Consider the following 12,081-nt stretch of genomic DNA (forward strand, 5'->3'; position numbering starts at 1 on the left):
TGGCAAGCTCAAACCCGCTCCCAAAAGCGGTGGCCGCAAGACGAAGAAGGACAGGACATGATGGATTACGTCGCCGCCATCGTCGTCGCGTTACTATTGCTGTCAGGCGCGCTTTTCGCGCTGGTGGCGGCGATCGGTATTGTCAGGCTGCCCGATCTATACACGCGCATGCACGCGGCGTCGAAGGCCGGAACGGTGGGCTCGGGGCTGTTATTATTTGCGGCCGGCATCGAATCGGGGGAAATCGCGGTATTTGCACGTGCGCTTGCTGGATTCGTGTTTTTTATACTGACGGCGCCGCTCGCCGCCCATCTGCTGGCCAGGGCGGCACACAAGACAGGTTATCGTCTGTTGCCGCCTTCGGTGCGGGACGATCTTCTTGAAAGGTAAGAGTGCCGCATATTCAAGATTTTAAGCAGATTTTTGCAGTTTTAAGCAGATGTGAGGATGATTAATGTTTCCCTTTCGCTCCACTAATTCTTGGGATAGAGGCGCTTTTTGACAGATATATATGAAATATTAATTGGCGTTTTCGCAAAACGGTGATAATTGATGCTCAAGTAGAGTTCTGATATTGAATTAGAATCACATTGCATATTTCCTCGGTCGCTTTGAATTTCAATGTTTAATTGAGGGTCGTGTGCGGGTGTGTGCGTACTAATGCAAGATCAGGCAGTATAAGAACGGGTTTCGGCCTCAGGAATCTAGGGGTGGATTTCAGTTTTTCGAAACATGTAGCCGCAGACTGAGTTTTTTGCTGTTCGCTCTACGATAGCGGTCCCGGGCCAAGGCGGTTCTAGACCTTTTGAGCATGCAAACAGGAGAAACGAAATATGACGGATACTGCAGCCGGTAGCGGGCCAGAATTGCTGGTCGAGCTTACCGCGGATATCGTCGCAGCGTATGTCAGCAACCACGTCGTTCCGGTTGGCGACCTCGCCAATCTTATTTCGGACGTGCATTCGGCGTTGAGCAACACGTCGACGCCGACACCGGCCATGGCTGTCGTTGAAAAGCAGAAGCCTGCCGTCTCTGTGCGCAAGTCCGTCCAGGATGAGCAGATCACTTGCCTTGAGTGCGGCGGTAACTTCAAGTCGCTCAAGCGCCATCTGATGACTCATCATAGCCTCTCGCCCGAGGAATATCGCGAAAAGTGGGATCTGCCGGTCGACTACCCGATGGTAGCGCCAGCCTATGCCGAGGCGCGCTCGCGCCTTGCCAAGGAAATGGGTCTCGGTCAGCGCCGCAAGCGCGGTCGCGGCTGATACTGTTTTAGCATTGCCTGATCACGATCAGCCGGGCGAAAGCCCGGCTTTTTCGTATCCGGGCATATCTCCCGAAAGTGGGCACCGGTTTCGGGAGATATGCGGAAAACAGAGACCAGGATCGCCGAGCGAGGAAAATAATCCCACAAAATTTCAACTGCCGTTAAAATTCGTGAGCGGAATCAGCCGAATTCGATGACGTCGCGCTTTCGTTTATCCCCGTTCCTGTATAGCGTGTATGAATTAATTCCTATTCATAGGAGTATTCATATGCCGATTGGACATTTTTCCCCGCCCGGCGCAGCGAATGCGCCGCCATCCCCGTTTCATGGGGACGAGCAGACCGGTCTTTCCCGGAATTTTTCCCCGCCATCGGCCGCCGAAGCCGTGCGCCGCGTCTGCCGCATCTGCTGCGAGGTCACCACCGAAATGGTGATGATCGCCGGCCATCCCGTGCAGATGCGCCGGGACCGCCGCCGCACGCTCTGCCACATCAGGCAGATCGCCATGTATGTCTGCCATGTCGCGCTGCAGATCCCGCTCCACGAGATCGGCCTCGGCTTCGGCCGCGATCGCACCACGGTCGGCCATGCCTGCCATGTGGTCGAGGATCGCCGCGACGATCCCGCCTATGACGAATTCGTCGCCGCCGTCGAGCGCACCGTCAATTCCATTTTCCGGTCCGGCGAAGGATACGGCCATGAGTAAATCCCCAAAGCCGAAAACGAAGCCGACGCCCTCGCAAAAGCCGATGATGAGACTGCTGAAGCTCTTGATCCGCGGCGAAGCGCGCCGGCATCAGGGCGAGGGGAGCGATACCGACATTCTCTTCGCCGACGGAAGCACCGCCGGCTTTCCTTCAACCCTCATCGCCGAAGCACGCGCCTCCGGCCTCGTCGAGGAACAGGGCGAATTGCTGCGCGCATCCAATCAGGCGCGCGCCTATCTGCGCCGCGCCGCCGCCGAGACGGACGAGGCCTTTCTCACGCAGCACGCGGAGATCGAGACAAGCGCCCGCGAGGTCGATGGCGTCGTCAGGCGGCTGCGGGTCGACAGGGACGAATCGCCGCTCGCGAGCCTCGAACGGCTGAAGGACCGCGACGGCGCCGCCTTCATGCCCGAGGCCGCGATCAAGGCCGGCGAAAGGCTGCACGCCGATTTCACCCGCGCCCAGCTGCAGCCGGGCGTCACCGCCTCCTGGGAGCCGCGCCTGTCGAGCCGCGCCAGCGGCGGACGCGGCGGCATGGCCGATCTCACCGACAGCGCCGTCGCCGCCCGCCTTGCCGTCAACCGCGCGCTGGAGGCGCTGGGGCCGGAGCTCTCGGGCGTGGCGCTGGACGTCTGCTGCTTCATGAAGGGGCTGGAGACCGTCGAGCGCGAACGGCAATGGCCGGTGCGCTCGGCCAAGCTGATGCTGCGCACCGCGCTGCTGGCGCTGTCGCGCCACTACAACCCGCAACCGCCCGCCAGCCGCCCGCGCACGCAGCACTGGGGCGCGCCCGATTACCGGCCGGAGCTCTGGTCCTGATTGTCAAAGCTGAAAGGCAAGCTCGCCCTTACGCCGCCGCCCGCAGCCGTGCTTCCTCGCGGATGCGGTTGACCATCGAGCGCAGCCCGTTGGAGCGCTGCGCCGACAGGTTTTCGACCAGTCCCATCCTGCCGAACACCTCGAAGGCGTCGAGTGCCGCGATCTCCGAAGCGGTCTTGCCGGAATAGGTGGCGAGCACGATGGCCACCAGCCCGCGCACGATATGCGCGTCGGAATCGCCCTCGAAGGTCATCACGGGATTGTCGCCGTCGTCGGATGCATGCGTCACCAGCCACACCTGGCTGGCGCAGCCCATGACCTTGTTCGACGAGGTCTTCTTGTCGTCCGAAAGATCAGGCAGCGCCTTGCCGAGTTCGATCACGTAGCGATAGCGATCTTCCCAGTCGTCCAGGAAGGTGAAATCGTCGATGATCTGATCGAGGGACGTCATGCGAATGGCCTTTCGTTGTCTCCCGCTCATATAGGCGATGGGCCGCTGGATTTGAACCATTAAAAAGAAACGCCGCGAAGGATGGGCATCCTCGCGGCGCAGCAAAATGCTGAAGAATAAACAGGGCAGGCACGTCAGGCACAGGGCGGGGCCATCTGGCCGTCGCCGGTGCAAGCTTGGGATGCGGCGTTGGCCGCGAATTCGTCAGATGGCCGGGCGCGGCGTCGGCAGCGGAATGGCGCCGGTCGTCACGCGGTCGGTCGCCACCTGGGCGGTCGGGCCGTCCTCGCCGTCGTCGACGGGCGGGCGGTAGGGCATCGGCTGGTTCAGCGCCACGGTCGGGTTGTCGCGCAGCTGCTGGCCGGCCACCGCGCTCTGGGCGGCCGATGGCGCCAGGCCGACGGAAGGCGTTGCGGCCGTTGCGTCGGTCTTGCCGCCGCCGAATTTGTCGTCGAGCAGTTCGAAGGCGACGAGGGCGCCGGTGCGGGCGCGCTGGCCGAGTGCCGCCATCGTTTCGGCGCCCTTGGCGCAGACCTCGGGCTTTTCGCCGCACAGGCCGCTCAGATAGTCATAGGCGCCCGTCGCCGCGACGAAGGCGTCGGAGATCTGCAATGTCGATCCGGCTCCGCTGTTCGCCGGGCGCTCGCCGTTGAAGAACGACAGGGCGACGAAGAGAAGCCCGAGCCATACAGATGATTTGATCAGAAACCACATAGTCTTTGCCCATCCTGTTTTCCCGCTCGGTCTTGGCGCCGAATCAGGTCCGTTTTCCGGTGTGCTTTCACCCTAGCTAAAACTTGCGAATGCCGGTTTTCGAAACTCGGTGGCATTTGCGTCGAATTTAGTTCAAATTTTAATCGAAACCGCGTCCGGCGCATTTCCGTCGAATTGTAGCCATTGCCGTTAAGCATGCCACAGTCTGCCTCCTGTAATTGCAGGCTTTCAGAGCAAGGCCTTTGCCACAAGCGTTAACAACTTGCCGAAATATGAGCGAAATCCGTCGCTTACTCGCTGTTAACCGTAAAAAACAAAGGGCCCTTACGATGGTCCAAAATGGGACTTTTCGCGCTTTGCGGCTGTGGAGCGGCCGTTTCCCTTATTCTTTCCTTAAGCGCCCGGGGCCTATTCTTAGGGCTTAGTGAAGAGCCTTTTCAGGGCGGGTATTGCGTGCTTGTATTGAGTGACATCGTGGATCGGGCGACAGCCCTCGTGGACCGGGCGGCGGATCGCTGGCTCTCCCGGACGGGGGGAAGTGCCGCGGTACGCCAGCGCGAGCTGACGATCCTGCGCCGGCTTGCGCTCCTGTCCTCGGCGGCCCTTGTCGTCGCCCCCGCTGCTCTCTCCGTCGTCACCAGCCCGGCCGTCGCCCTTCCGGCCGGCGTCGCGGCCGTCGTCGGCGGCTTTCTGTTTTCGGCCGTCGGCAGCATCGCGCTGTCGCGCCAGAGCATCGTCACCTCGGGTGTCGCCACCCAGTCCGCCGAGGAATTCTTCATGGAAGCCTCGGCCGGCCTCATCCTGTTTCTCGATCCGCAAGGCTCCGTCGTCAATGTCGGAGGTCGCGACAGGCGTGACTATCTCGCCTGGATGCGCGCGCCTGACGGTCGCGGCTTCATGGAGCAGATCCACGTCTCCGATCGCATCCTCTTTCTCCAGGCGCTCGACCGGCTGCGCCAGGGCGAGGAACAGGCGGCCGTCGATCTCAGGCTCGAGCGCCCGTCGGTCTCGGTCGACAACCGCCAGTTCTCTTATCTCAGAACCGACATGACAGCGCGGCGCGACAGCGATGGCGCGCTGATCGGCGTCGTCACCCAGCTGCGCGATGTCTCCACCGAGCATCAGCTTCGCGTCGAGGCCGAAGCACACGCGGCCGACGCCCGCTCGGCCAATGATGCCAAGTCGCGGTTCCTCGCCGCCGTCAGCCACGAGCTGCGCACGCCGCTCAACGCCATTCTCGGCTTCTCCGATATCCTGATCGGCGAGTATTTCGGCAAGCTCGCCAATGATCGCCAGCGCGAATATGTCGGCCTTGTGCGCGATTCCGGCGCGCATCTGCTCTCCGTCGTCAACACCATGCTCGACATGAGCAAGATCGAGGCCGGCCGTTACGAGCTGGTGCCCGAACCCTTCGATATCGCCACCGTCGTCCGCTCCTGCGAGGCCATGCTCGGGCTCCAGGCCAAGACCAAGGGCGTGTCGCTGACCAGCCGCATCCAGCGCGGTCTCGACGAGGTCGTGGCCGATCAGCGGGCAATCCAGCAGATCCTCATCAATCTGGTCGGCAACGCCGTCAAGTTCACCGAAGCCGGCGGCGCCATCTCGCTCGACGCCTCGGTGCGCGACGGCATATTGACGCTCTGCGTCTCTGACACCGGCATCGGCATTCCCGCCGACAAGCTGCAGCTGCTCGGCCAGCCTTTCGTACAGATCCAGAACGACTACACCCGCCGGTTCGAAGGCACGGGCCTCGGCCTGTCGCTGGTCAAGGGCCTGGTGGCGCTGCATGGCGGCGACTTCGCCATCGCCAGCACGCCGGGCTCCGGCACCATCATCACGATCTCGATCGCGGCGGATGGCTCCGGCGTTCCAGCCGACATCTCGGCCAATCACCCGGTCGAATTTCCGCCACGGCTGAAGACGTCGCCCGGCATGACCGACATCTTGGAAGAGGGGCTTTTCGATGGCCGCGAGCAAGCGAAGATCGCCTAAGGGAAAGAGGGGCAGGCAGAAGCCGAGCCTTCTTCTCACTGGGGCTGCCGCCGTTGGCGGTCTGGGGCTGCAGGGCGTGGGCCTGATCGGCGGCGTCGTCGGCCGCAATCCGTCCATCACCGGCGGCACCGTCGCCTTTCTGGTGATCTTCTCCTTCGTGGCCGCCAACGCGCTGTGGTATCAGCCGGGCACCCATCCGCGCCCGCTGCTGCGCACGCGCGACGCCCTGTTTCCGAGCGCGCTCATCGGCCGCCAGCAGGCCGAGGAACACACCGGCCAGGTCACCACCTTCAAGATCGAGCGCGAAGGCGACAACAACGGCGACGTCGCGACCACCAACACCGTGCCGCCGGCGACGGCCGCCGGCCAGCCCGCGAACCAGCTGGTCATGGATATCCAGGCCGAGCTCGTCCGCCGCGGCCTCTATAACGGCGCGCCCGATGGCGTCATCGGTCCGCGCACCAGCGCCGCCATCCTGTTCTTCGAGGAAACCGTCGGCATGCCGCAGCGCGGCGACGCCACGCCCGAGCTGCTGGCCGCGCTCAGAACCGATGCCATCGGCCCCTCGGCCATCCCGGCCGAACGCCCGCGCGAGGATGTCTCCGCCGAGGCGCTTGCCGAAGACCCCGTGGCCGCCGCCATCCGCAGCGCCGAGAGGTCGATGAAGACCGCGCCGACCCCGACGCCCGCGAGCCACGCTTCCGCGAGCCAGACGCCCGTAAGCCAGACGCCTGTGGGCCAGGCGCCCGTAAACCAGACGCCTGTGGGCCAGGTACCGGTGCGCCAGGTTTCCGTCCAGAAGATCTCGGCCCAGAAGATCCCGGCCCAGAAGGTCTCGACCCAGCCGATCCCGGCCCAGCAGGCCTCCGTCGCCCGCGCCGCCGCGACCCCCTCGACCGCGCCGTCGCAAACGCTCAACAGCGTCGACATGGTGCTGAAGATCCAGCAGGGCCTGTCCAACATGGCCTACACCAATGTCGGCGTCGATGGCGTCGTCGGCGAACAGACCCGCGTCGCCATCCGCCGCTTCCAGAAGCACTACAATCTTCCTGAGAACGGCGAGCCCAGCGAAGCGGTGCTGAAGAAGCTGCGGGATATCGGCGCGCTCTGAGCGCACGACAGGCCGCGATCGCGTTGCGGCCGCCCCTCCGCCGGTTTATACCGCCTGCATGAGACTCCGCACCGACATCTTCGTATCCGCGCTTTTGCGCCGCGTCTTCGCCAGGGGCGATTTCGCCGCCGTCGAGAAGAAGGGGGCCGACGAGGCCGGGGCGATCTTCATCCGCCAGCATTTTCGCGATGGCTCCGAGACACTCTACGGCCCGGCGCCGCAAAGCTTCTTCGACGAGGAAGACAGCGGCGAACGGCTGTTCGAGATCAGGCTCGAGCGCAAGGATGCCGACGAGGTGAGGACGATGCTGGAGCGGGAGCGCAGGTTCGATCACGATCTCTGGATCGTCGAGCTCGAGGCCGATGACGTCGCCGATATCGTGCCGCTGGCGCGCGAGCGCGACGACCGGCTCTAATTCGGATCAGCGCGAACGCCCGACGAGGCGCATGGCGCGCGGCGGCGGCTGGTGAACGGCGCGGCTATGCGCGGTCTTCACCGGCGCGGCGGGCGCCTGTTCCGGCAGGTAGGTATAGCTGTCGGCCCGGCGCCATGCCTCGACGCGCTCGCGGCACTCTTCCGGATCAAGCGCATCGAGCACCATCCAGGCGCGGGTCACGCTGTGCTGCGCTTCCGCCAGGTGCGGATAAAGTTTCTCCAGCACGAAGACGGCGTCCGGGAAATCCATGCCGATGCTGGTCAGCGTCGTCGCCATCTGCTGGCCCGACGTGTCGAGCATGATGCGCTCCGAGAGCCATCTGCTGGCCGACAGCGTGTCGGCCAGCGCGGTGGCGAAGGCGACCGCCTCGCGGCCACGGGCAAAGCGCACCAGGAGCGCCGATTGCAGCGTCGACAATGTGCGTATGCCCAGCCGGTCGTTGTCGTCGCGTCCGAGATGACGCGCCAGACCGCGCAGCGTATCGCGAACCTCTTCCTCGCGTCCGCCATCGCTCGCGGGTGTCTCGGCCGGCGACGAAGGGGCAGGGGACGCCGTCGGCTGAACGCTTCGCTCTTCGGCCGCAACGGCTGGCGCTTCGGCGGTGGGTGCCGGCTCGACCGCAACAACGGCGATCGTCTCGACAACCTGGACCTTGGCGTCGGCTTCGACGGTTAGGGTCCGCACCTCGATGGCCAAGGGCTCAGCGGCAATGACGGATACGGTCTCGCTGGCCACGGGGCCAATCTCGGCCACCACGGAGGGGGGCTCGACAGCCTCGGCGACCGGTGCGGTGGACTTGATGGTCGCGGTCTCAGCGACGACCGGTGTCGCTTCCCCGGCGATCGGGGCGGCGAATGGCATCGCGGCGCCGGCCAGCGCTTCGGCGACCTCGGCCTTGTCGATGGCGGGCGTGGGTTCGACCGTGTCCACCTGGCGCTTCCGCGTCGCATGCCTGAGCCCGACCAGCACGTCGATCACCCGTGGCGACAGCGCGTCGCGGCTGACGATGGCACGCATATGCTCGACGCCCTGCATGCGGGCGACCGCGATCAGCGTATCGTCGTCGATGGCGGGCGAGGAGATGAGAAAGGGCGCGGAAATCGAAATCGGCTGGCAGCCGATGAACAGCGCGACGGCCTGCGGAATTGTGGCGCATTGCGAGAGTGCTGCGACGGCCTGGCGCTTGGCGTCATCGGAGGAGGCGACGAAGAGAGGGCTGAACAATTCGGCGAACTGGCGAAGCTCCGATCGGGTCGGCGGCTGCAATCCCTCGAAACTGCTCACTGTCGCCATGAGAACCACGTCCTTCTTCCGGCTCGCGGAGGGGGCCTCTAGGTCTCGAAACCGGTCACGCACAAAACACACCCTGAACACGCTAGAGGGATGCCGCTGGCCTGGACGCGAAGACGCCTCTACCACATACGGGATATGAACAAATCCTACAGGGACACGGTTAACCGTTGCTGAAGATTTGCCGCGAACCGTCCCGAAATGGTGCCATGCGGCATCCTCCGCCGGCAGCGGTTCGAGGCGCTCCGGTGGCGTGTCTCATGCCCGTCATGCGGGCATCATGGATGGATTAAAGCGCCCGGTGTCCGCGCAGCGCCGAGAGCAGCCTGTCGGCGTCGTCATAGCCGGACTGGTAGAGATCGAGCGCCGTGGAGGCGGCGACCTGAGCCTTCGAACTCTTGATATCGATCCGCTTTTCCGCGCACCAGGCATCGAGCGCATGGCGCATGATATCGAGATCCTCAGGCGAAAATGTCGGCCCAATCAACAGAGACATCTGTCTGCCCACCCTGGTTAACCGTCAGACCCAGTCCCCGGACCAAGTCCAGGGGCGACCGCGTTTTGCCCTCGGCCGACAAGGCGACATTAGCGGCATCTCGGCGAACTGCAATTAATATTTTTGTGATGCAAATATGCAACATCGCTCGTGGCGACGCCGGCATTCGGCGCGCCAGCGCTAACTATATGATTCGATGCTAAAATTTGTGGCCGGACAGAACGGCGAATCTTTCCGATTGGTCGTGCAACCAAACGGCGGGCCCCCGCGTTTTAATGGATATCCGGATCGCGAGGAAATCCCGGCCAGAAATTAATATTCTGTTAACCACCATCTGTCTCAATTCGGGAAGCAGGACGCGCCCGACGACCGGGCGACATCGATACGCATCACGGTATTGTTCACGATATGCCGTGAGAAAGGCGCGAATGACCCGATGCCGGTTGGTCCGGCCAAGGGGCGCCGGTCCGCGCAGGCGGGCAGGGTGAGATCTGAGCTTCATCCGTCTCGGGCAGTGCAGGGAGACGACAATGGCAATAGTCATCGCATTGGCTGATCGTCTATCTCGGACGGCAGGCCGCAAGGAGAGATCGTCCGGCGTGGAAGGATTGCCCGCCGAGGCGCAGATACTGCTTTACACGGGCGTGCGCTACGAACGCCTCGCCGACCCCGTCAAGCCGGTGGCCGTCGGCAGCGCCTCGCGCACGAAGCGCAAGTAGCCGCGATCGGCTACCCGGTTCGTCTACCCGCTTTGTCGGTTCTATTGGCAAGCGCGCCCCTAGTTGGAGGGGGCGAACTCCTGGCAGCTGGCTTCCGACAGGAAGCTCTTGGCGGCGTCTTCGAAACTGGCCTGCGGCGCCAGTGTCCTGAGCACCGCATATCCGCCCGACCGCGTGGTTTCGACGAGGATCGTTCGTTGCAGTTCCTGCGGCAGCGACTTGCGCAATTCGGTGAGCTGGATCGGGCTGCCGATCAGGATATCCACCGCGCCGCCGACCGACGTCCGGTCGTTCATGCTGAAAATCTCGTTCGAGGCGTCGTCGAACAGCGCGACCGACCAGAACGGCACGTTGCCCCTGGCGGTGAACCGCACCGGGCTCTCCTCGATATCGAACGAACACACCGCCGTGCGCACGAAGGGATCGTTGTTGGAAAGCCCCGCCGTGTCCGCGCTGGGGCCGAGCAGGTAGAAGGTTTCGAGATCGCCTTCCAGGGCGACGCGCGTTGCCGCGTCCTTGCCGGTGAAATGCGGCAGCGACAGGATGATGACGAGATGAAGCAGCGCCGCCCCGAAGAGCCCGGCCAGAAGCGCGAACAGGACCCTAAGCATTGCCGCACCCTGTCTTTTCGAGCTTCGGCATCGCAAGGTCGATGACGCCTGAACTGCCGGCCGTCGGCGTGTCGAACAGCGTCAGCACCAGTTGAAAGCTGCCGGCGGCGGGAAGCGCCAGCCAGTTGTTCGGCCGGGCGCGGGTCGAGATATCGATGACGAAGCTGCTGTCGGGCTGGCGCAGCACCGTCCACGAGTTGAGCGCCCCCGGAAGCCCCGGCTGCAGCGAAGCCGGATTGCCCGAATTATCCGATGTGAACAGCGTCCAGATCCTGGCCGGCGGCGTCTGCCCCGTGATCCTGTAGCTGCATCCCGCCTCCAGCCGGTTGCCGGCGTCATCCACCTTCGCGGTGAACATCAGCCCCTCGGCCGAGCCATAAAGCAGCCGCCCGGCGCGTGCCCGGTGCGATTTGGCGTAAGGATCGGCATTCTCGGTCTGCAACTCCGGAAAGGCCTCCCAGGCGCCGAGCTTGATGGCGCCGAAACCGGAGGTCGCATTCAGCGCGTAAAGCGAAATCAGAATCCCGCCGCCGAAGGCGATTATCAGCGTCATCGCGATAAAGAGAGGAAATCGAAACACCGGTCGCCCTTGATAGCCAAATCAGTTGAAAGGGTTACCACTGATTCTGGCCGGGCGGAATGGCGGAGGGGGAAAAGGGGGTGGTTTGACAGCGTAACGCATGGCGTTATATAACGTATCGCGTCATGATGGGTCGCCGATGATCACCAGCTTCGCGAATGCCGAAACCGAAAAGATATGGAACGGCGTCCGCAGCCGCAAGCTGCCCTCGGACATCCAGGCCGTCGCGCTCCGAAAGCTGCGCCTGCTTAACCAGGCGCGGTCCGTGGACGATCTGCGTAATCCACCCGGCAATCGGCTGGAAGCCCTGAAGGGAAACCGCCGGGGTCAGCATTCGATCCGTATCAACGACCAGTGGCGTGTGTGTTTCATTTGGCATGAAGGATGGGCAAGCGATGTCGAAATCGTCGACTACCACGACTGAAACCGAGCTTCTCTCCAACCCGCATCCCGGAGAAATCCTGCTGGAAGAGTTCCTTAGGCCGCTGGAATTGAGCCAGAACGCACTGGCGCGCGCGATTCAGGTTCCGCCGCGACGCATCAACGAGATCGTTCTCGGTAAACGCGGGGTGACCGCCGACACCGATTTGCGTCTGGCGCGCTATTTCGGCCTGTCGGAAGGCTTTTTCCTCGGCCTGCAGGCCGATCACGACCTGATGCAGCGGCGCCGCGAAATCGGAGAAGACCTTCAGGCCATCGCGCCAAGGGCAGCCTGACCTGCCTGTGCGCTCGCCACCCTCCGCGGCTCAAGCGCCGGCGGCAACACCACCCTCGACGTCATGCTCGGCCTTGTGCCACTACTGTCCGGTTTAAATCTCTGGACAGGTTGCATGACATTGATTCTATTCGGCTTCAGACGTTTCGCGGCGTTCTGGACACGCATTGGAG

The 12,081-nt window shown here is 63.3% G+C and carries 16 protein-coding genes; 10 read left to right on the forward strand and 6 right to left on the reverse strand.

What is annotated here, in order from left to right; translation table 11 throughout:
* Positions 1-57 precede the first annotated feature (57 nt).
* The 4 genes from mnhG (at position 58) to GGQ67_RS16035 (ending at position 2,793) form a co-directional block, all read left to right on the forward strand.
* A complete protein-coding gene (gene mnhG / locus GGQ67_RS16020) occupies positions 58-390 on the forward strand; it encodes a monovalent cation/H(+) antiporter subunit G (protein ID WP_183901135.1) in 333 nt (110 codons plus the stop codon).
* Between the two features lie 443 nt (positions 391-833).
* Entirely contained in the window at positions 834-1,265 is a 432-nt protein-coding gene (locus GGQ67_RS16025) for a Ros/MucR family transcriptional regulator (protein ID WP_018901192.1), read from the forward strand.
* A gap of 270 nt (positions 1,266-1,535) precedes the next feature.
* Positions 1,536-1,973 (forward strand): helix-turn-helix domain-containing protein, encoded by a 438-nt coding sequence (locus tag GGQ67_RS16030; RefSeq protein WP_183901136.1) that lies wholly within the window; start codon positions 1,536-1,538, stop codon positions 1,971-1,973.
* Positions 1,966-2,793: a DUF6456 domain-containing protein gene (locus GGQ67_RS16035; RefSeq protein ID WP_183901137.1), complete on the forward strand. Its 828-nt coding sequence runs from the start codon at positions 1,966-1,968 to the stop codon at positions 2,791-2,793. Before GGQ67_RS16030 ends, GGQ67_RS16035 begins: the two co-directional genes overlap by 8 nt.
* Positions 2,794-2,821: 28 nt before the next feature.
* Here the strand turns inward: GGQ67_RS16035 and GGQ67_RS16040 are convergent, their stop codons facing one another.
* Both GGQ67_RS16040 and GGQ67_RS16045 read right to left on the reverse strand, forming a co-directional pair.
* On the reverse strand, positions 2,822-3,244 hold the full coding sequence (locus GGQ67_RS16040; RefSeq protein ID WP_183901138.1) for a SufE family protein: 423 nt from the start codon (positions 3,242-3,244) through the stop codon (positions 2,822-2,824).
* Between the two features lie 204 nt (positions 3,245-3,448).
* Positions 3,449-3,958 (reverse strand): DUF5330 domain-containing protein, encoded by a 510-nt coding sequence (locus tag GGQ67_RS16045; protein WP_183901139.1) that lies wholly within the window; start codon positions 3,956-3,958, stop codon positions 3,449-3,451.
* Positions 3,959-4,411: 453 nt separating this feature from the next.
* Between GGQ67_RS16045 and GGQ67_RS16050 the strand changes: the two genes are divergently transcribed.
* From GGQ67_RS16050 to GGQ67_RS16060, 3 genes are read left to right on the forward strand one after another with little or no spacing between them, the layout of a single operon-like run.
* A complete protein-coding gene (locus tag GGQ67_RS16050; protein WP_183901140.1) occupies positions 4,412-5,950 on the forward strand; it encodes an ATP-binding protein in 1,539 nt (512 codons plus the stop codon).
* A complete protein-coding gene (locus tag GGQ67_RS16055; RefSeq protein WP_183901141.1) occupies positions 5,922-7,061 on the forward strand; it encodes a peptidoglycan-binding domain-containing protein in 1,140 nt (379 codons plus the stop codon). The genes GGQ67_RS16050 and GGQ67_RS16055 overlap by 29 nt, the downstream gene beginning before the upstream one ends.
* Before the next feature lie 58 nt (positions 7,062-7,119).
* Positions 7,120-7,476, forward strand: a complete 357-nt coding sequence (locus GGQ67_RS16060) for a DUF1491 family protein (RefSeq protein WP_183901142.1) — start codon at positions 7,120-7,122, stop codon at positions 7,474-7,476.
* A gap of 6 nt (positions 7,477-7,482) precedes the next feature.
* On the opposite strand, the gene GGQ67_RS16065 is transcribed toward GGQ67_RS16060, so the two are convergent.
* Positions 7,483-8,790, reverse strand: a complete 1,308-nt coding sequence (locus GGQ67_RS16065; protein ID WP_183901143.1) for a DUF2336 domain-containing protein — start codon at positions 8,788-8,790, stop codon at positions 7,483-7,485.
* A 286-nt stretch (positions 8,791-9,076) separates the two neighbouring features.
* Positions 9,077-9,283, reverse strand: coding sequence for a hypothetical protein (locus GGQ67_RS16070; protein ID WP_183901144.1), 207 nt, complete (start codon positions 9,281-9,283; stop codon positions 9,077-9,079).
* Between the two features lie 530 nt (positions 9,284-9,813).
* On the opposite strand from GGQ67_RS16070, the gene GGQ67_RS16075 reads away from it, so the two are divergent.
* Positions 9,814-10,002, forward strand: coding sequence for a hypothetical protein (locus tag GGQ67_RS16075; protein WP_183901145.1), 189 nt, complete (start codon positions 9,814-9,816; stop codon positions 10,000-10,002).
* A 59-nt stretch (positions 10,003-10,061) separates the two neighbouring features.
* Here GGQ67_RS16075 and GGQ67_RS16080 read toward each other — a convergent pair whose 3' ends face one another.
* Both GGQ67_RS16080 and GGQ67_RS16085 read right to left on the reverse strand, forming a co-directional pair.
* Positions 10,062-10,613: a DUF1254 domain-containing protein gene (locus tag GGQ67_RS16080; protein ID WP_183901146.1), complete on the reverse strand. Its 552-nt coding sequence runs from the start codon at positions 10,611-10,613 to the stop codon at positions 10,062-10,064.
* Positions 10,606-11,193 carry a DUF1214 domain-containing protein gene (locus GGQ67_RS16085; protein ID WP_183901147.1) on the reverse strand — a complete coding sequence of 196 codons (588 nt, stop codon included), beginning with the start codon at positions 11,191-11,193 and terminating at the stop codon, positions 10,606-10,608. The genes GGQ67_RS16080 and GGQ67_RS16085 overlap by 8 nt, the downstream gene beginning before the upstream one ends.
* Positions 11,194-11,332: 139 nt before the next feature.
* On the opposite strand from GGQ67_RS16085, the gene GGQ67_RS16090 reads away from it, so the two are divergent.
* Both GGQ67_RS16090 and GGQ67_RS16095 read left to right on the forward strand, forming a co-directional pair.
* Entirely contained in the window at positions 11,333-11,617 is a 285-nt protein-coding gene (locus tag GGQ67_RS16090; protein ID WP_183901148.1) for a type II toxin-antitoxin system RelE/ParE family toxin, read from the forward strand.
* Entirely contained in the window at positions 11,589-11,909 is a 321-nt protein-coding gene (locus GGQ67_RS16095; RefSeq protein ID WP_183901149.1) for a HigA family addiction module antitoxin, read from the forward strand. Before GGQ67_RS16090 ends, GGQ67_RS16095 begins: the two co-directional genes overlap by 29 nt.
* Positions 11,910-12,081 lie beyond the last annotated feature (172 nt).

Source organism: Rhizobium metallidurans (assembly GCF_014196505.1).
GTDB lineage: Bacteria > Pseudomonadota > Alphaproteobacteria > Rhizobiales > Rhizobiaceae > Rhizobium > Rhizobium metallidurans.